The following is a 19,338-nucleotide window of genomic DNA, read 5'->3' on the forward strand; positions in this document are numbered from 1 at the left end:
GGCTGCGTGCCGGTCATGCCATCCAGGGCCCGGTGATCGCCACCGTTGCCGTCGGGCTATAGGCGTTGACGAAGAACCATTTGCCATCGGGCGAGAAACATCCGCCCGCCAGTTCGGTTTGCTGCGTAAGCAGGCCGAAGCGGTAGGGCGCGCCGTCAGGGGTAACGCCGATCAGATGGTTGGTGACGGTATCGGTATACTGATCCTCGCACACGATCACATGGCCGTTGGGTGCAACCGTCAGATTGTCGCCGTAGTTCATTTGATCGGGGGATGAAGATTCGAAAAAGAGTTCGAACGTATCTGGCTTGCCGCGTCCGCCACCGATGGCGAGGCGGAATATTTGTCCCAACCGTTTCGCACCGCCGCTGGTCGAACATAGATACACTTCGCCGCGATCCCGGGCCACGCCCATATGCAGCCCCTCGCCGCGCGCGATCAATGTTGCGCCCTGCGCGGCGCCGCGCGTGCGCAGATCATCGTCGGGCGCGTGCACCTCGTCCATATCGATCCAGCGAACGGGTCGCGGTTCGCCCGCGCGCATGGTAAGTTCGGTCCAGTTGCGGCTGTCTGCGACGCCTTCGACCGCCATCGCCTGCAGTTTGCCGGGTGCCGTCAAGTCGCCGGGAACGCTTGGTACGAAGCGGTAGAACAGGCTGTCTTCGCGATCTTCGGATAGGTACACGATACCGGTCGCCGGATCGACGCTGGCGGCCTCGTGATTGAATCGGCCGAGATGTTTCAAAGGTTTCGCGTCGACCAGTCCGGTGGCTGCGCCGGGCACTTCGAACACCCAACCGTGGGTCGTGGCAAGGTCGCCGGGGTCGCGAGCATCGCCGGGTTTTATGACCGCTTCCTCGCAGCTGAGCCAGCTACCCCAGGGCGTAACGCCGCCGGAACAGTTGCGGATCGTGCCGGCAAGACTGCGAAATTCACTTTCCAGCGCCAGTGTTCGGGCATCCAGCACCATCGTCGTGGTTCCGCCGGGCATTACCTGCCCGCCCAGCGAGCCGTAGCCTGACGCAATCGGTCCGCCGCCATCATGATCGGGCATCAGTTCGTGATTGCGAACCAGCGCGATCCGTCCTTTCCCAAGGTCGAGGCAGCCCATGCCGTCGGCCCGGTCGGGCACGGTGCCGCCATCGGACATGGGCTGGCCGAGCTTCGACAAAAGGCGATAGGAAAACCCCTCCGGCAGATCGAGCAAGCCCGCCGGGTCTTTCACCAGCGGCCCGTATCCTTCGGTAAGCTGCCCGCGGACAGTTCCCGCTGCGGCCCCCGATTTCGCCACCGCGCCGGGTCGGATACAGCTCGATGTGGCGAGTGCGGCAAAGGCGCTGCCCGTGGCGGCGAGAAAGTTGCGGCGGTTCTGATAAAGCATTTCGGCATGTCCTACAGGCTTCCCCGCAGGCTAGACGATTTGCATGACAGGTTAAAGACGGGTGGCGATCTGACGAGACCTGCCGGTTGGCCTGTACGAAAAATGCGGATCGAGGGAAGTACGCCGATGACCCATGCAAACATGCGCCTGTCCCCGCACTTCACACTGCGCGAGATGACCGCATCCCCTGCCGCCGCGCGGCGCGGTATCGACAACACGCCCGGCATGGCCGAGATCGCCGCACTTCGCAGATTGTGCCGCAGGGTCCTGGAACCGGTGCGGCGGCATTATGACCGGCCGGTGGTGATCACCAGCGGCTATCGCTCCCCGCGCCTAAACACCGCGATCGGCGGTAGCCCGACCAGCCAGCACGCCAGAGGCGAGGCGGCCGATTTCACCGTCCCGGGCGTCGGCAATCTGGAAGTTTGCCAATGGATGGAGGCGAACCTTAATTACGACCAGCTAATATATGAATTCGGCGAGAGCGGATGGATCCACGTCAGCTACCGGGTGCCCTATCGCAACATGGAACTGCGCGCAGTGAAGCGGTACCGGCTGGGCCGGTTACGGACCACATATCTGCAGGGGCTGGCATAGAAATTTGACGACGCCCGGTCGATAATGCTCCGAATGACCTTGGCCACTGAAATACCCTCCCTCAGCGAACCGGCATCGCTGATAAGAGCGAGGAAGCCTGGCTAGCGGAAGGCGGCGCTGGAGCGGGTGAAGGGAATCGAACCCTCGTCGTCAGCTTGGGAAGCTGCTGCTCTACCATTGAGCTACACCCGCGAACCGGCAGGTCCGCGCCTTTGCCGGAAGGCCTGTTGGCGGTCAATCGACAACCTCAACCGGCATCCCCGCGTTTGACATCCACGTCCCTGCCGAGCGTTTCGGGCAGGAACAACCCGCCCACCACCACCGTCAGCGCGGCGATAGCGATGGGATACCACAATCCGTAGTAAATGTTCCCGGTCCATGCGACGATGGCGAAGCTGACGGTGGGGAGGAACCCGCCGAACCAGCCATTACCGATATGATAAGGCAGGCTCATCGCGGAATAGCGGATGCGGGCCGGGAACAACTCCACCAGCAGCGCCGCGATCGGTCCGTAGGCCATGGTCACCAGCAGCACGAGGACGGTCAGAATTGCCACCACCGCCACCCGGTCGATGCGGGCAGGATCGGCGCGTTCGGGATAGCCTGCCTGCGCCAGAGCCTCCGCCGCATTGCTGCGGAAGGCGTTGATGGCGACGGCGCGGCTATCGGCATCGCGTGCATCTGCCGGATCGGGCGCAACGATCTCGCGCGCGTCCTCGCCCGCACCCACGCGGATGGCGGCGAGCAGTCCCGCTTCGCCGTCCACCCGATTGTAACCGAGGCCGGTGCGCGCCATGAACGCGCCGGCAATATCGCAGCTCGTCGTATCGAAGCTGTTGCGGCCGATCGGATCGAACTGCACCGAACATTCCGCAGGGTCCGCCACCAGCGTGACCGGCGCGCGCGCCTGCGCCTCTGCCAGCGCAGGATTGGCAGCCTGTGTCAGCGCGGCAAACAGCGGGAAATACAGCACCGCCGCCAGCGCGCAGCCAGTGAGAATGATCTTCTTGCGTCCGATCCTGTCGGAAAGCCAGCCGAAAAACACGAAAAACGGCGTCCCGATCACCAGCGCGATGGCGATCAGGATATTTGCCGTCGCCCCGTCCACCTTCAGCACCCGTTCGAGGAAAAACAGCGCGTAGAACTGCCCCGTATACCAGACCACAGCCTGCCCCGCGACCGCGCCCAGCAGCGCCACCATCACGATCTTTAGATTGGCGCGCTTGCCGAATGCCTCGCGCAAGGGTGTTTTGGAAGTGGTCCCTTGCGCCTTCATCTCGGCGAAGACGGGGCTCTCCTCCAGCTGCATCCGGATCCACAGCGATATACCCAGCAGCAGGATCGAACCTAGGAACGGCAGCCGCCAGCCCCATTCCGCAAACGCTTCCTCGCCCAACCAAGTCCTCAGACCGATCACCACCAGCAGCGCTGCAAACAGGCCGAAGGTCGCTGTTGTCTGGATAAAGCTGGTGTAGAACCCGCGCTTACCCGGCGGCGCATGTTCCGCTACATAGGTCGCCGCGCCGCCATATTCGCCGCCCAGCGCCAGCCCTTGCAATAGTCGCAGCGTCACAAGAATGACGGGCGCGGCCACTCCGATACTGGCGTAGGACGGCAGCAGGCCAACGGCAAAAGTGCTCAGACCCATAATCGCCATCGTAACGAGGAAGGTGTATTTGCGCCCCACCAGATCGCCCAGCCGCCCGAACACCAGCGCACCGAACGGCCGCACGGCGAACCCGGCCGCAAAGGCGGCCAGCGCGAAGATGAACCCCGTGGTCTCGTCCACCCCGGCAAAGAATTGCACCGAGATCACGCCCGCCAGCAAGCCGTAGAGATAGAAATCGTACCATTCGAACACCGTGCCGAGCGAACTGGCGGCGATGACTTTTACGTGGCTCTGACGCGGCGTCCCGCTCGATGGAATGTTGTCCGGTGGCCCGGTTTCGCCTGTTCTGTCCAGCACCGCCTGCCCTCCCCCGGGTAAGTCGCCCGGTGGTGACCGAACATGCCGCCGGTTGCAATCCGCTCTGTTCCGCGCAAGGGCCTTTTCCAATACAGGTTGCAAACGAAACCGCTGTCAAAGAGCAGATCCGGCATCATGGAACGCGCGCAGGCCGCCATCCATTGACCCGGCAACAGGAGAGAAAACGATGCGAACGGTCGATCATTTCATCAAGGGCGGTGCCGGCGGCAATGCAGGCTCGCGCACCGGCGATATCTTCGATCCGAACACCGGCGACGTGCAGGCGACGGTCAAGCTGGCGGGCAAGGCTTTGCTCGATCAGGCGGTTGCCAATGCGCAGGCCGTACAACCCGAATGGGCCGCCACCAATCCGCAGCGCAGGGCGCGCGTGATGTTCAAGTTCAAGGACCTGCTCGAACAGAATATGGACGAGCTGGCGCGGCTGCTGTCGAGCGAGCATGGCAAGGTGATCGACGATGCGCGTGGTGACGTGCAGCGCGGGCTGGAAGTGGTCGAATTCGCCGCCGGTATTCCGCAGGCGCTGAAAGGTGAATACACCCACGGCGCGGGTCCGGGGATCGATGTCTATTCGATGCGCCAGCCACTTGGCATCGGTGCCGGCATCACCCCGTTCAACTTCCCTGCCATGATCCCGATGTGGATGTTCGCCATGGCGACAGCGTGCGGCAATGCCTTTATCCTCAAGCCATCCGAACGCGATCCGTCCGTGCCGGTGCGGCTGGCGGAACTGTTTCTCGAAGCAGGCGCGCCTGAGGGGCTGCTGCAGGTGGTGCATGGCGACAAGGAGATGGTGGACGCCATCCTCGACCATCCGGCCATTTCCGCCATCAGCTTCGTCGGATCGTCCGATATCGCGCATTACGTCTACAAACGCGGTGTCGATGCGGGCAAGCGCGTGCAGGCCATGGGCGGCGCGAAGAACCACGGGATCATCATGCCCGACGCCGATATGGACCAGGCGGTGAACGACCTTATCGGCGCGGCATATGGCTCGGCAGGCGAACGCTGCATGGCGCTGCCGGTAGTGGTGCCCGTTGGGCAGGACACGGCAGACAAGCTGCGCGAGAAGCTGCTGCCGGCGATAGACAAGCTGCGGCTGGGCGTTTCTTCCGATCCCGACGCGCAATACGGCCCGGTGATCAACGCCGCCCATAAAGAGCGCGTGGAAGGCTGGATCCAGAAGGGCGTGGACGAAGGCGCCGAACTGGTGGTGGACGGGCGCGGCTTCGAATTGCAGGGCCATGAAAAGGGCTTCTTCATCGGCCCCAGCCTGTTCGATCACGTCACCACCGATATGGAAAGCTACAAGGAAGAAATCTTCGGACCCGTCCTCCAGATCGTGCGTGCAGACACATTTGAGGACGCGCTGCGCCTGCCGAGCGAGCACCAATACGGCAACGGCGTCGCCATCTTCACCCGCAACGGCCACGCCGCACGCGAATTCGCCGCGCGGGTGCAAGTTGGCATGGTCGGCATCAACGTGCCGATCCCCGTGCCGGTCAGCTATCACAGCTTCGGCGGGTGGAAACGGTCGGGCTTCGGCGATCACAACCAGTACGGCATGGAGGGTTTGCGGTTCTGGACCAAGACCAAGACCGTGACCCAACGCTGGCCCGACGGCACCGCAGACGGCACCGGCGAAAACGCATTTGTCATTCCAACGATGGGGTAATGAATTTGAGCCGCCCCCAGCAGATCTTCACCGCGTTTGTGGTGTTTGCGCTGGCCGCATGCGCATCGCCGTCAGCAAACACCATAACCACCGCCTCAGACAAAATCATCGAAACCAAGCGCATTGCGCTTACTTTCGATGACGTGCCGCGCATGGCGGGCGCGTTCTTCACTCCTGAAGAGCGCACGGCGAAACTGATTTCGGCACTGGAACAGGCGGGCGTCGAACAGGCAGCATTCTTCGTGACGACCGGCAATTTAAGCGAGCCCGACGGGCTGCGCGGCGAAGAGCGGATTGCCGCTTATGTTGCCGCCGGACACGTTATCGCTAATCACAGCGCCAGCCATTCGCATCTCCGCCAGACCCCGGCGGCCGCTTACCTCGCCGATATCGACACGGCGGAGGCATGGCTGAAAGGTCGCCCCGGATACCGACCCTGGTTTCGCCACCCCTATCTCGACGAAGGCGGACGGGACAAGGCGAAGCGCGATGCGATACGGGCCGGTCTTGCAGAGCGCGGTCTGCGTAATGGCTACGTCACGGCTGACGGCTCTGATTGGCACCTGGAGGCTTTGACGATCAAGGCTGCGGAAGCTGGCAAGCCCATGGACATGAAGGCGCTGCGGAAGCTGTATCTGCAAACCCAGCTAAGCGGAATTGATTACCACGACGTGCTGGCAAAGCGCACACTGGGCCGTTCGCCGGCCCATGTTATGCTGCTCCATGAAACCGATCTGGCCGCCATGTTCATTGGCGATCTGGTGACGGAACTACGCCGCGAAGGCTGGACAATCATTACTGCGGACGAGGCCTTTGCCGATCCGATCAACACTGCCATGCCCGACGTTCCCTACAGTTACGGGACGCTAATCGGGTCGATGGCATGGGAACAGGACATCCAGCCGCCCTTCTCGCCAATCTGGATGAGCACTGATATGGCGAGCCGTATTTTTGAACGCCAAGTGATCAAGGCCCAAGCGCCCATAGAAAGCCCGCAATGACCGGACAATTCCAGCTTACCGAAGAACAGCTCGCCATTCAGGAGATGGCCGCGAAATTCACGGCCGACAACATCACCCCGTTCGCGGGCGATTGGGACGAACAGAAGCACTTCCCGCGCGACGTGATCAAATCCACCGCAGAGCTGGGCTTCGGCGCAATCTATGTGTCGGAGGAATCGGGCGGCATCGGGCTTGGCCGGCTGGAAGCGGCGCTGATAATGGAGGCGATGTCCTATGGTTGCCCCACCACCAGCGCGTTCATCTCGATCCACAACATGGCCGCCTGGATGATCGACAGTTTCGGTGGGCAGAACGTAAAGGACCGCTACCTCCCTGACCTCGTTTCTATGGACAAGATCGCCTCCTATTGCCTGACCGAACCGGGCAGCGGGTCGGACGCGTCGGGCCTTGCCACCAGTGCGGTGCTCGATGGTGACCATTACGTCCTCAACGGCACCAAGCAGTTCATCTCGGGCGGCGGCGTGAACGATGTTTATGTCACGATGGTCCGCACCGGGGATCATAAGACGAAAGGCATCACCTGCCTCGTCATCGACAAGGACACACCCGGCGTCAGCTTCGGCGCGCCGGAGAAGAAATTGGGCTGGAACGCCAGCCCCACCGCGCAGGTCATTTTCGAAGATGCACGCGTGCCGGTGGCCAACCGCGTCGGGGCCGAGGGCGAAGGGTTCCGCTTCGCCATGATGGGGCTGGATGGCGGGCGGCTGAATATTGGCGCCTGTTCGCTGGGCGGCGCGCAACGCTGTCTGGATGAGGCGGTTTCCTACACCAAGGAACGCCAGCAATTCGGCCAGCCCGTGGCGGATTTCCAGAACACCCAGTTCATGCTCGCCGACATGGCCACCGATCTGGAAAGCGCTCGCGCGCTGCTGTACCTCGCCGCCGCGAAAGTCACCGACAACGCGCCCGACAAATCCCGCTTTTCCGCCATGGCCAAGCGGCTGGCGACCGACAACGGATCGAAGGTGGTGAATGACGCACTGCAGTTGTTCGGCGGCTATGGCTATCTGAAGGACTATCCCATCGAACGCTTCTGGCGCGACTTGCGGGTGCACTCGATCCTAGAAGGCACCAACCAGGTGATGCGCATGATCGTCGGCCGCGATTTGTTGCGGCAGTAAAGGCTACCCCATGACCCAAGACGTAAAAATTCACACCCACGGCCGCGTGGGACATATCTCGCTGAACCGGCCCAAGGCGCTCCATGCGCTCACGCTCGACATGTGCCACGCGATGAGCGCGGCGCTGGCTGACTGGGCGGATGACGACAGCGTCGAGGCTGTCATTATCGACCATGCCGAAGGGCGCGGGTTTTGCGCGGGCGGCGATATCGCCTTTCTTCGCAATTCCGCGCTGAACGACAATGGTGTGTCGGGCCGCAAGTTCTTCCATGATGAATACCAGCTCAACCACCAGCTTTTCACTTATAAAAAACCGGTGGTTTGCTTCATGGATGGCATCACGATGGGCGGCGGAGTGGGCATTGCGCTGCCAGCAAAATTCCGCGTGGCGACCGAGAACACCCGGCTTGCCATGCCCGAAACCGGGATCGGCCTGTTTCCCGATGTTGGCGGCGGATGGCATTTGTCGCGGCTCGGCGGCCGGCTCGGACAATTCCTTGCACTGACCGGAGCGCGGCTGGATGGTGCGGAATGCCTCTGGGCCGGACTCGCCACGCATTATCTGCCATCGCAAATGGCAGCCGATGCCAAGGCGCGCATCATTGAAAAGCCGGATCGGATTGCGGGCGTATTGTCGGAAATGGTCGGCAGCCCGCCCAAGGCCCGGATCGAGGAAAACGCGGACAAGATCGCCAAGCACTTCGCCTCGGACGACTTCGAAACCATCCTCGCCAGCCTTGAGGCCGAGGACAGCGACTGGTCGCACAAGGAACGCGACACACTTGGCACCAAAAGCCCGCAAACCTGCAAGGTCGCGCTTCGCCAGCTGGCCGAAGGCGCGAAAATGACCGACTTTGCCGACAATATGCGGATGGAATACCGCATCGCCAGCCGCGTTATCAACCGACCCGATTTTGCCGAAGGGGTGCGCGCGGTGATCGTGGACAAATCGAACGATCCCAAATGGAACCCGCCCGTGCCGCAGGAAGTGGACGATGCGCTGATCGACAGCATTTTTGCCCCCTTGCCAGCCGATGAGGAATGGAAGCCGCTATGACATACGAAACCATCCAGACTGCGACCGATGGCGCCGTGACCATCATCACGCTGAACCGGCCCAAGGCCTTGAACGCGCTTTCCAGCGCAGTCCTCGACGAACTGATCGAGGCGTTTGCCGCCTATCAGGCTGACGACAGCCAGCGATGCGCGGTTCTCACCGGCTCCGGCGACAAGGCCTTCGCAGCGGGCGCGGATATCAAGGAAATGGCCGAGAAATCGGCGGCTGAGTTCTACGCTGCGGACTTCTTCTCCAAATGGACGAGCCATCTTGTCGAAGCGACCCGCAAACCCTGGATCGCGGCCGTGAACGGCTTCGCGCTTGGGGGTGGATGCGAACTAGCGATGATGGCGGACTTTATCGTGGCATCGGAAAACGCCAGATTCGGCCAGCCGGAAATCAAGCTCGGCGTGGCACCGGGAATGGGCGGCAGCCAGCGGCTGACCCGCGCCATCGGCAAGGCGAAAGCGATGGAAATGTGCCTGACAGGCCGCATGATGGATGCGGGCGAAGCCGAGCGCAGCGGCCTCGTCGCGCGCGTGGTGCCGCATGACGAGCTGATGAACTCCGCACTGAAGACCGCGAAGACCGTTGCCGGAATGCCGCCGCTTGCCGCGATGGTGAACAAGGAAATGGTTGATGCGGCGTATGAGACTACACTCAGCCAAGGCGTCCTGCACGAACGCCGCCTGTTCCAGATATTGACCGCGACCGAAGACAAGGCCGAGGGCATGGCCGCGTTTATCGAAAAGCGCGACGGGGTATGGAAGGGGCGGTAATTATGCGCGGTTTCGCATTTTTCTGCCTTGTTTTATGGGCGATGCTCGCCGCCTACACCTCTATTACAATCGCTAATCACGGGTTGGGCCTGCTCCCTATATTCTTTGGCGATATCGCGGAAATGGGTTGGCCCGGCCAATTCAATTTCGATTTCTTCTTAATGTTGATTCTGTCGGCCGGCTGGACCGCGTGGCGCAATCGAAATGGGGGCACGGCGCGCTGGGTGCTTACCTTTTTCGCCATGTTTGGTGGAGCCGGCTTTCTGCTCGTCTATCTTCCGTATCTAATTTACAAGAACAACGGCGATATGGCTATCGTCCTGCTCGGCCCTGAATATCCCGGAGATCCCAATCCATGAAAATTGCATTCATCGGCCTCGGCAATATGGGCGGCGGGATGGCTGCCAATCTGGTGAAGGCAGGGCACGAAGTGCGCGCCTTCGACCTCAGCGCAGACGCACTCGATACGGCGCGTGAAAATGGTTGCACCCCCTGCACCTCAGTTGCCGAAGCGGTTGATGGGGTAGAGGCTGTCGTATCGATGTTGCCCAATGGCCAGATCGTGCTGTCGGCATATACTGCGGACGTGATCGGAAATGCGCCCAAGGACGCGATCCTGATCGATTGCTCCACCATCGATGTTGCGACCGCGCGCGAGGTTTCAAGCCAGGCAGCCAAGGCCGGATACGCCATGGTCGATGCGCCTGTTTCGGGCGGCATCGCAGCCGCGGCTGGCGGAACGCTCACCTTTATGGTGGGCGGCACGGACGACGCGTTCGGGCGCGCCGAAACGGTACTGAACGCCATGGGCAAGGCGGTCATTCATGCAGGCGACGCGGGCAATGGACAGGCGGCGAAGATCTGCAACAACATGCTGCTCGCCATTCATATGACCGGAACGTGCGAAACCTTTGCCATGGCGGAAAAGCTCGGGCTGGACCCGCAGACCTTCTACAATATCGCGTCAGTCAGTTCCGGACAGAACTGGTCCATGACCAGCTATTGCCCGGTGCCCGGTGTCGGCCCGCAATCCCCGGCGGACAATGACTACAAGGGCGGTTTCGCCACCGCGCTGATGCTGAAGGATTTGCGACTGGCGATGGAGGCAGCGGAGACGGCGAATGCTCCGGTGCCGATGGGCGCACGGGCGGCTTCGCTCTACGAGGATTTTGCCGGAGCAGGTAACGGGCAGCTGGATTTCAGCGCGATCCTGAAAACGTTCTAGGTCGCGCTGGATTTAGGGATTGTTGATCGCTGCGATCACGTCGTCCAGCCAGCGGCGTGGAGCTTCGCGCTGGCCGACATCCGCCACGAATTCCTGCCCGCGCGCCACGCTTTGCAGGCGTCTGCCATGCAACCAGCGATCGGCGCGGTCGTGATAGCTTAACCCGTCCGGTTTAAGCCATTCCGGGCGGTTCCAGAGGCTGGGTGAACCTTGCCCGTCCGGCACGCTCAACCGCAACACGTCGCAGGCATTCACCGCGATTCGGCCCGGCCCACGATAGATGCAGTCATTCGTCCCGTGCATCGCCAGAGCATGAGGATGGCGATGCGCCTTCAATTCGGCCAGGATTTCAGGTGGGCAGTCGGCCAGGCTAATTTTCTGCTCTACCTTGAGAAAGCCGAATATCCGGTGATGCGGGGTGCAGCCTGCCTTCTGAAACAAGCCGAAGAAGAGGAACACATCTCCCACCCCGACACCGCGATTAGCAAGATGCGACTGCGCCGTGCCGACCTGACCGAACAGACACTCGCCGCCTGTAAACATCGGATCGTGATGCGCGAAGTCGCTCGCACCCAGCTTACCCCGGCTTGCCTTTGTGACGGCTTCGCCCAAACCAAGGTCGCCATAGGTCGTGCGCGAAACCGGCGCGCCATCGCGCAGCATCGCCGGGATTGGCAGCGAAACCGGCGCGCCATCCACGATTGGCGATGGTCCGCCGCCCGATGCGCTGTCGAAACCCTTGCGGCTGAAGACGATCTTCACCGCCGAAGGGTGCCGTTTGCGATTATCGTCCGCCCCGCTCGCTCATCGTCGGCTTGCCTGCCGGAGCCACCTCACCGGTATAAGCCAGCACAGGATTGCGCGCAGCCTGCGTCTCGTCGAGCCTGCGGCGCGGAGCGTAATAGGGCGCGGATTTCATCGCTTCCTCGCCCGCATTGGCGCGGCTGGCCACATTGCGGAAGGCGGCGATGAACTGGTCGAGCGCCGCCTTGCTTTCCGTCTCGGTCGGTTCGACCAGCATCGCACCGTGTACCACGAGCGGGAAATACACCGTCATCGGGTGATACCCCTCGTCGATCAGCGCCTTGGCGAGGTCCAGCGTAGAGAAGCCCTTGGCGAAATCGCGATCTCCGAACAGCGCCTCGTGCATGCAGGGCCCACTCGCCGCATAGGGCGCGTGAAGCAGGTCTTCCATCGAACGCAGCACATAGTTCGCATTCAGTACCGCATCTTCTGCCACCTGCCGCAGGCCATCCGCACCGTGGCTGAGCATGTAGGTGAGCGCGCGGGTGAACATGCCCATCTGACCGTGAAATGCGGTCATCCGGCCGAAGCTCTGCATGATGCCGCCGAAATGCTCCTGCGAAAACGCGTCGGCGCTTTCTTCCTCCACCAGATGCACCACGCCATCCTTCGTGCGCGAAGCGTAGGGTAGCGGCATGAACGGGCCGAGTGCCTCCGACAGAACAACCGGTCCGCTACCCGGTCCGCCGCCGCCATGCGGGGTGGAGAAGGTCTTGTGCAGATTGATGTGCATCGCATCTACGCCAAGGTCGCCGGGACGTACGCGGCCAACGATGGCGTTAAAATTCGCGCCATCGCAATAGACGAACCCGCCCGCCGCGTGGACCGCATCGGAAATCGCCTTCATATCGCGTTCGAACAGGCCGCAGGTGTTAGGGTTGGTAATCATCACCGCGGCCACATCCGGGCCGAGGCGTGCTTTCATCGCTTCCAGATCCACGCGCCCATCTTCGGTGGCAGGAATATTTTCCACGCGATACCCGGCAAAGGCAGCGGTGGCGGGATTGGTGCCGTGTGCGCTTTCGGGCACCAGCACCACTTCGCGCGCATCGCCGCGCGCTTCCAGGGCGGCGCGAATGCACAGCATGCCGCACAGTTCGCCATGCGCGCCTGCCTTCGGGCTCATGGCGACGGCGTGCATGCCGGTCAGCTTGATCAGCCACATGGACAATTCGTTGATGACTTCGAGCGCGCCGGGCACGGTGGAAACCGGCTGCAAGGGATGCACATCGGCAAAGCCGGGCATCCGCGCGACTTTCTCGTTGAGTCGCGGATTGTGCTTCATGGTGCAGCTGCCGAGCGGGAACAGGCCAAGATCGATGGCGTAATTCTGGCGGCTCAATCGGGTGTAATGGCGCACCGTCTGCGGCTCGGACAGGCCGGGCAGCTCCGGCTTTTCAGCGCGGGCAAACGCACCCAGACGCGTGCTGCGTTTACGGTCCACTGGCGGAAGATCGACGCCGGTCGTATCGTTGCTGCCGATTTCGAAGATCAGCGCTTCTTCCAGCATCAGCGCGCGGTTGCCGGTCACGGTTGCGGGACCATCGGCCAGCTTGGCGTGGTCCACCGGCGCTTCGGGCTTCCAGCCGGATGTGTTGGGGGCGTTCATGCCAGTATCTCCTCAAGCGCGGTCGCCATCGTTTCGATGTCCTCCTCGCTGGTGGTTTCGGTGACGGCCACGAGCAGGCCGTTTGCCAGCGCATCCTCCGCCGGGAACAGCCGGCCAAGCGACACGCCCGCCAGCACGCCCTTCTCAGCCAGAACGCGGACCACTTCGCGCGCGTCTCGGTCCAGCACCACGGTGAATTCGTTGAAGAACACATCGTTCAGCACGCTCACGCCAGAAATTTCAACCAGCCGGTCGGCTGCGATGCAAGCGAGGCGGTGGTTTTCCATCGCAAGGCGTTCCAGCCCTTCCCCGCCGAGCAGGGTCATGTGAACCGAGAACGCCAGCGCACAGAGGCCGGAATTGGTGCAGATGTTGCTGGTCGCCTTCTCGCGCCGGATATGCTGTTCGCGGGTGGACAGCGTCAATACGAAGCCGCGTTTGCCGTCCGCATCCACGGTTTCCCCGCATAGCCGGCCCGGCATCTGGCGGACCAGTTTCTGGTTGGTCACGGCAAACAGGCCGAGATACGGCCCGCCGAATTGCAGGCCGACGCCGATCGCCTGTCCCTCGCCGACGACGATATCCGCGCCGAGATTGCCCGGAGCCTCCAGCGCGCCAAGCGCGACAGGTTCGGTGTTGACCACGATCAGCAACGCCTTCGAACCCTCCAGCGCGGCGGCGATTTTCCGAATGTCGGGAATGCGGCCAAGAATGTCGGGATATTGCACCACGACGCAGCTGGTCTCGTCGTCGATCTCCGCAATCAGTGCATCTTCGGCGCAGCCTGCATCGAGGTCTGGTGCGGCGGACACGATTGCGTCCCCGGTGAATTTGGCCATGGTCCGCGCCACCTCGACGTAATGCGGGTGCAGCCCGCAGCTCAGCACCGCGCGCGCTTTCTTCGTGACGCGCCCCGCCATCGTGATCGCTTCCCAGCAGGCGGTGGAGCCATCATACATCGATGCATTCGCCACCGCGCAGCCATACAGCCGGGCGACCTGGCTCTGGAATTCGAACAGCATTTGCAACGTGCCCTGAGCGATTTCGGGCTGGTAGGGCGTATAGGCCGTCAGGAACTCGCCGCGCTGGATGATGTGATCGACCGACGCCGGGACGTGATGGCGATAGGCGCCCGCGCCCAGAAAGAACGGCGCGTCGGCAGCAGCCAGGTTCTTCTTCGACAGCGTGCGCATATGGCGTTCGACCGCCATTTCGCTCGCATGCATCGGCAAGTCGTGGATCGGACCATCCAGCCGCGCCTCTTGCGGAACATCGGAAAACAGCGCGTTTATATCGGGTGCGCCGATGGTTTCCAGCATGGCGGCGCGATCGGTATCGGTCAGCGGTAGGTAGCGCATTGTATTGGCTTTCTATGCACCTGCGCATAAGCAGGAGCCTTGTTCAGTCGGGTCGCATATCAAGTGAAAACCCCGGCCTTTGCAGGGGAGGATCGCACCCGGAAGGTTAGTCCAGCCCGTCAACATAGGCGGCGTATGCCTTGCCGTTCATCAGGCCTTGCAGCTCATCCTTGTCGGACAGCGTCAGCTTGAAGAACCAACCTTCTTCTTCGGGCGAGGTGTTTACGAGCGCGGGGTCTTCTTCCAGAGCGTCATTACCCTCGGTCACTTCGCCGGAGACGGGAGAATACACGTCGCTGGCGGCTTTCACCGATTCCACCACAGCAGCATCGCCGCCCTTGTCCAGCATGGTGCCGCTATCGGGCACTTCGACGAACACGATATCGCCCAGCTGTTCCTGCGCATAATCGGTAATACCGACAGTGGCGCTGTCGCCTTCCACGTCGATCCATTCGTGTTCTTCGGTAAAATAACGGCTCATTTGGCATCCTTTCCGCGATAATAGCGATGTGCAACGAAGGGCATGGGGGCAATCCGGGCGGGCAGGCGTTTGTTTCGCACCGCGATCTGCAATTCTGTGCCGAGTTCGGCGTGGTCCGCCGCGACATAGGCCATCGCGATCGGATGGCCGAGCGTGGGGGAAAACCCGCCGCTGGTCACTTCACCGACCTGGGTGTCCGTGCCGTTTATATCGGCAAATACTTCGGCGCCCTCGCGCGCGGACATCCGGCCTTCCAGTACCAGCCCGACACGGCGCGTCGGCGTGCCGTCTGCCAGCCGCGAGGCGTTTGGGGCATGGCCCATCCAGCCACCGCTTTCGCGCCGCGATTTGGTCAACGCGAAGGTCAGATCGGCGGAAACGGGGTCGATTTCGGTGGTAAGGTCATGGCCGTAAAGCGGAAGGCCGGCTTCCAGCCGCAGGCTGTCGCGTGCGCCCAGCCCGGCAGGTTCCACGCGTTCATCGGCCACCAGCGCGTCGGCCAGCTTTTCGGTGTGCTCGCCAGGAATGGCGATCTCGAAACCGTCTTCGCCGGTATAGCCCGCGCGGCTGATCCATAACGGAATGCCGGCCCACTCGAACTGCCCGGCAGTCATGAAGGTCAGCTCGGCAGCATCCGGCACCAGCGTGGCCAGAGCCTCGCCAGCCTTCGGGCCTTGAAGTGCGATCAGCGCGTTTTCGGCATAATGCGTCAGCGTGATTTCATCGGGCAGATGTTCGCGTAAATGCGCGATGTCATCCCATTTCACCGCGCCGTTGACGACGATGCCGATGCTCTTGCCGGTGTTGGTGATGATCAGATCGTCGAGGATTCCGCCGTCCTCGTTCAGCAGCAGCGAATAGCGCATCCGGCCCGGCTTCAATGCGGTCACATTGCCCGGGACAAGCGCTTCCAGCGCCACGGCAGCAGCGGCCACATCGCCGTCTGGACCCACCAGACCGAGCTGGCCCATATGGCTGACATCGAACAGGCTGGCGGAATTGCGCGTCCATTCATGCTCGGCCACGATCCCGCCGCCATGGCCGACCGCTTCGCCGGAATACTGGATCGGCATGTCATAGCCTGCAAACGACACCATGCGCCCGCCCATGCGGCGGTGCCAGGCATCCAGCGGCAATGTCTCGACCTCCGGTTCGTCGCCGGTAATATCACCCGGGTCGATATCGGTCTGATCAGGGGCTGTATCGGTCATGGTCAAATCCCGTAAGGCAAGGCGGCGCGAGGCAGCAGGATTGCCGCGTCGCACGCCCCCTCTGTCGGGAAACCTGAGAGCTTGACGCGAACGGATACATCGCCGCGCTTCCCCCTTCGGTGGTACCGGTTTCATCCGATACGCTTTCCAGAGTGTCTGCCCGTGCGCGGTCCTGCTGCCTGAGAGTTTCCGGGGCGGTTGCTCCTTCGGCGCCGCGCGTTTCCTGTCACGGAACCGCGCGATCTCTCCCACGTACGGGTCCGGGAATCACTTGCCCGGACGACGGATAATCAGTGCTGCAATCCAGTCCTTCGGTCAATCGAGATTAGGACGCAGCCAGCGTTCTGCCGTGGAAAGGTCCACCCCGCGCCGGTCCGAATATTCCTCCAACTGGTCCCGTCCGACACGCGCGACACCGAAATAGGACGCATCGGCATGGCCGAAATAGAACCCACTGACAGCGGCGGTGGGGAACATGGCGAAGCTTTCGGTCAGTTCCAGTCCGGTGTTTGCCGGCGCATTCAGCAGGTCGAACAATATCGGTTTCAAACTGTGATCCGGGCAAGCGGGATAGCCGGGTGCAGGACGAATGCCGCGATATTCTTCCTTAATCAATGCCGCATTGGTCAGCTGTTCGCCGGGTGCATAACCCCACAGATCGCTACGGACATGCTGGTGCAGGCGTTCGGCAAAGGCTTCCGCAAACCTATCTGCCAAAGCTTTCAGCAAGATGTCGGAATAGTCGTCCTTGTCCGCCTGGAAGCGCGCGGAATGTTCGTCGATCCCATGGATGCCGACCGCGAACCCGCCCAGCCAGTCGTCTTGCTCGGCCACAAAGTCGGCCAGGCAGTAATTCGCGCGGTCCCGCGTCTTGGAAACCTGCTGGCGTAGGAAGGGCAGGCGCGTATCGCTGTCGGTCAGCACCACATCGTCACCCTCGCGCCGGGAAGGCCACAAGCCTGCCACACCACGCGCGGTAAGCCATTTTTCCTCGACGATGCGATCAAGCATGGCGAGCGCATCTTCGTGCAGGTTGCGGGCTGCCTCCCCAACGACCGCGTCTTGCAGAATCGCGGGATAGTTGCCGTGCAGTTCCCAGGCACGGAAAAACGGCGTCCAGTCTATCACTTCGCGCAGATCGGCCAGCGACCAGTCGTCGAACACATGCAGGCCGGGCTTCGCAGGCGCGGGAGGTTTGCCAGAGATATCCGCTTCGTACCGGTTGGCGCGTGCCTCTTGCAGGGAAAGCAGCTTCGATTGGCCTTTATTGGCGCGTTTCACCCGCACATCTTCGTAATCGGCCGCAGTGGAGCCGACGAATTCATCTTTCTGCGTGTCTGACAACAGCTTGCTTGCGACCCCGACCGCGCGGCTCGCATCGAGTACATGGATGACCGGGCCGTCATAGGCTCCGTCGATCCTCAGCGCAGTGTGGACCTTGCTGGTAGTCGCCCCGCCGATCAGCAGCGGGATATCGAAGTCCAGCCGTTGCATTTCTTCCGCAACCGTCACCATCTCATCGAGCGAAGGCGTGATAAGGCCGGACAGTCCGATGATATCGACCTGTTCCTTCTTCGCCGTGTCGAGAATGGTGGACCATGGGACCATGACGCCCAGGTCGAGCACTTCGTAGCCGTTGCATTGCAGCACGACGCCGACGATATTCTTGCCGATATCGTGCACGTCGCCTTTTACAGTAGCCATGATGATACGGCCCTTGGCCTTGGCGCCTTCCTCCTTCTCCGCCTCGATATAGGGGATGAGATGGGCGACCGCCTTCTTCATAACGCGCGCGGATTTTACCACCTGCGGCAGGAACATCTTACCGCTGCCGAACAGGTCGCCGACCACATTCATACCGTCCATCAGTGGGCCTTCGATCACCTGGATCGGCCTGCCGCCCTCGGCTTCGATGCGGGTGCGCATTTCCTCTGTGTCGGAGACGATATCAGCGTCGATGCCCTTCACCAGCGCATGTTCCAGACGTTTCTCGACCTGCCAGCCGCGCCATTCTGCGGCCTTTTTCTCGTCCTCGACCGACACACCCTTGTAGCTTTCGGCAAGGTCGATCAGCCGCTCGGTTGCGGACACCCAGCCGCCTGCCGCGGGAGTCCGCATCAGGATCACATCCTCGCACGCCTCGCGCAGAACCGGGTCGATCTGGTCATACACATCGAGCTGGCCCGCGTTGACGATCGCCATGTCCAGCCCGGCGGGGATGGCGTGATAGAGAAAGATCGAGTGCATCGCGCGGCGTACGGTTTCGTTGCCGCGGAAACTGAAGCTCAAATTGGACAGGCCGCCGCTCGTCTTGGCGTGCGGGCACTGTTTCTTGATTTCGGCAACGGCTTCCAGGAAATCGAGCCCGTAGCGGTCATGCTCCTCGATCCCTGTCGCTACGGCGAAGATGTTGGGATCGAAGATGATATCCTCGGGCGGAAAGCCTTCGTTCACCAGCAGATCATAGGCGCGCTTGCAGATTTCGATCTTGCGCGCCTTGGTGTCGGCCTGACCCGTTTCGTCGAACGCCATCACCACCACGGCAGCGCCGTAATCCATGCAGAGCCGCGCTTGTTCGAGGAACTGCGCCTCGCCTTCCTTCATGGAGATGGAATTGACGATCGGCTTGCCGGATACGCATTTCAGCCCGGCTTCGATAACGCTCCATTTTGAGCTGTCGACCATCACCGGCACGCGGGCGATATCGGGTTCGGCAGCGATTAGTTTGAGGAACGTCGTCATGGCGTGGTGCGCGTCGAGCAGCCCTTCGTCCATGTTGACGTCGATAACCTGCGCGCCGTTTTCCACCTGACTGCGCGCGACTTCGACCGCCGCGGCATAATCGTCCGCCATCACCAGCTTCTTGAAGCGGGCGGAGCCGGTGACATTGGTGCGTTCGCCGATATTGACGAACCGGGCGGTGCTGTTCTGGGGGGCGGGGTTGGACACTTTAAATACTTTCTATTTCGTCATCCCCGCGAAGGCGGGGATCCAGTCTTGGCTGTGGTGCCAGTGGCACTGGGTCCCCGCCTTC

At 61.9% G+C, this 19,338-nt stretch carries 16 protein-coding genes, 1 tRNA gene and 1 riboswitch; of the genes, 8 read left to right on the forward strand and 9 right to left on the reverse strand.

Annotated elements, in window-relative coordinates:
* Window positions 1–13 precede the first annotated feature (13 nt).
* Window positions 14–1,381 (reverse strand): alkaline phosphatase PhoX, encoded by a 1,368-nt coding sequence (locus HME9302_RS09575; protein ID WP_115366826.1) that lies wholly within the window; start codon window positions 1,379–1,381, stop codon window positions 14–16.
* A gap of 126 nt (window positions 1,382–1,507) precedes the next feature.
* Here HME9302_RS09575 and HME9302_RS09580 point away from each other — a divergent pair, with 126 nt between their 5' ends.
* The gene (locus HME9302_RS09580) at window positions 1,508–1,978 is read left to right on the forward strand and encodes a D-Ala-D-Ala carboxypeptidase family metallohydrolase (protein ID WP_230079953.1); all 471 of its coding nucleotides are present in this window, start codon (window positions 1,508–1,510) and stop codon (window positions 1,976–1,978) included.
* A 118-nt stretch (window positions 1,979–2,096) separates the two neighbouring features.
* Here the strand turns inward: HME9302_RS09580 and HME9302_RS09585 are convergent.
* Both HME9302_RS09585 and HME9302_RS09590 read right to left on the reverse strand, forming a co-directional pair.
* A tRNA-Gly gene (locus HME9302_RS09585) sits at window positions 2,097–2,170 on the reverse strand.
* Window positions 2,171–2,225: 55 nt separating this feature from the next.
* A complete protein-coding gene (locus HME9302_RS09590) occupies window positions 2,226–3,905 on the reverse strand; it encodes an MFS transporter (protein ID WP_115367647.1) in 1,680 nt (559 codons plus the stop codon).
* 226 nt (window positions 3,906–4,131) lie between these two features.
* Between HME9302_RS09590 and HME9302_RS09595 the strand changes: the two genes are divergently transcribed.
* Genes HME9302_RS09595 through mmsB form a run of 7 tightly spaced genes read left to right on the forward strand, consistent with a single transcriptional unit; the run spans window position 4,132 to window position 10,841 of the window.
* On the forward strand, window positions 4,132–5,637 hold the full coding sequence (locus tag HME9302_RS09595; protein ID WP_115366827.1) for a CoA-acylating methylmalonate-semialdehyde dehydrogenase: 1,506 nt from the start codon (window positions 4,132–4,134) through the stop codon (window positions 5,635–5,637).
* A gap of 5 nt (window positions 5,638–5,642) precedes the next feature.
* Window positions 5,643–6,638 (forward strand): polysaccharide deacetylase family protein, encoded by a 996-nt coding sequence (locus tag HME9302_RS09600; protein ID WP_230079954.1) that lies wholly within the window; start codon window positions 5,643–5,645, stop codon window positions 6,636–6,638.
* Window positions 6,635–7,780 carry an acyl-CoA dehydrogenase family protein gene (locus HME9302_RS09605; protein WP_115366829.1) on the forward strand — a complete coding sequence of 382 codons (1,146 nt, stop codon included), beginning with the start codon at window positions 6,635–6,637 and terminating at the stop codon, window positions 7,778–7,780. Before HME9302_RS09600 ends, HME9302_RS09605 begins: the two co-directional genes overlap by 4 nt.
* 10 nt (window positions 7,781–7,790) lie before the next feature.
* A complete protein-coding gene (locus HME9302_RS09610; protein ID WP_115366830.1) occupies window positions 7,791–8,837 on the forward strand; it encodes an enoyl-CoA hydratase/isomerase family protein in 1,047 nt (348 codons plus the stop codon).
* The gene (locus tag HME9302_RS09615) at window positions 8,834–9,616 is read left to right on the forward strand and encodes an enoyl-CoA hydratase-related protein (RefSeq protein WP_115367648.1); all 783 of its coding nucleotides are present in this window, start codon (window positions 8,834–8,836) and stop codon (window positions 9,614–9,616) included. The genes HME9302_RS09610 and HME9302_RS09615 overlap by 4 nt, the downstream gene beginning before the upstream one ends.
* Before the next feature lie 2 nt (window positions 9,617–9,618).
* Entirely contained in the window at window positions 9,619–9,975 is a 357-nt protein-coding gene (locus HME9302_RS09620; protein ID WP_115367649.1) for a hypothetical protein, read from the forward strand.
* Window positions 9,972–10,841, forward strand: a complete 870-nt coding sequence (gene mmsB / locus HME9302_RS09625) for a 3-hydroxyisobutyrate dehydrogenase (protein WP_115366831.1) — start codon at window positions 9,972–9,974, stop codon at window positions 10,839–10,841. Before HME9302_RS09620 ends, mmsB begins: the two co-directional genes overlap by 4 nt.
* Before the next feature lie 12 nt (window positions 10,842–10,853).
* On the opposite strand, the gene HME9302_RS09630 is transcribed toward mmsB, so the two are convergent.
* From HME9302_RS09630 to metH, 6 genes are all read right to left on the reverse strand, one after another.
* Window positions 10,854–11,603 carry an Nmad3 family putative nucleotide modification protein gene (locus tag HME9302_RS09630; protein WP_115366832.1) on the reverse strand — a complete coding sequence of 250 codons (750 nt, stop codon included), beginning with the start codon at window positions 11,601–11,603 and terminating at the stop codon, window positions 10,854–10,856.
* 22 nt (window positions 11,604–11,625) lie between these two features.
* A complete protein-coding gene (gene gcvPB, locus HME9302_RS09635; protein ID WP_115366833.1) occupies window positions 11,626–13,254 on the reverse strand; it encodes an aminomethyl-transferring glycine dehydrogenase subunit GcvPB in 1,629 nt (542 codons plus the stop codon).
* Complete coding sequence (gene gcvPA / locus HME9302_RS09640; RefSeq protein ID WP_115366834.1) at window positions 13,251–14,612, reverse strand: aminomethyl-transferring glycine dehydrogenase subunit GcvPA; 1,362 nt, start codon at window positions 14,610–14,612, stop codon at window positions 13,251–13,253. Before gcvPA ends, gcvPB begins: the two co-directional genes overlap by 4 nt.
* 106 nt (window positions 14,613–14,718) lie before the next feature.
* Complete coding sequence (gcvH, locus tag HME9302_RS09645) at window positions 14,719–15,093, reverse strand: glycine cleavage system protein GcvH (protein WP_115366835.1); 375 nt, start codon at window positions 15,091–15,093, stop codon at window positions 14,719–14,721.
* A complete protein-coding gene (gcvT, locus tag HME9302_RS09650) occupies window positions 15,090–16,304 on the reverse strand; it encodes a glycine cleavage system aminomethyltransferase GcvT (RefSeq protein ID WP_115366836.1) in 1,215 nt (404 codons plus the stop codon). Before gcvT ends, gcvH begins: the two co-directional genes overlap by 4 nt.
* 157 nt (window positions 16,305–16,461) lie before the next feature.
* Window positions 16,462–16,565: riboswitch (glycine riboswitch) on the reverse strand.
* 54 nt (window positions 16,566–16,619) lie between these two features.
* Window positions 16,620–19,253 (reverse strand): methionine synthase, encoded by a 2,634-nt coding sequence (gene metH, locus HME9302_RS09655; RefSeq protein WP_115366837.1) that lies wholly within the window; start codon window positions 19,251–19,253, stop codon window positions 16,620–16,622.
* Window positions 19,254–19,338 lie beyond the last annotated feature (85 nt).

This window comes from Alteripontixanthobacter maritimus (assembly GCF_003340475.1).
GTDB classification, from domain to species: Bacteria; Pseudomonadota; Alphaproteobacteria; order Sphingomonadales; family Sphingomonadaceae; genus Alteripontixanthobacter; species Alteripontixanthobacter maritimus.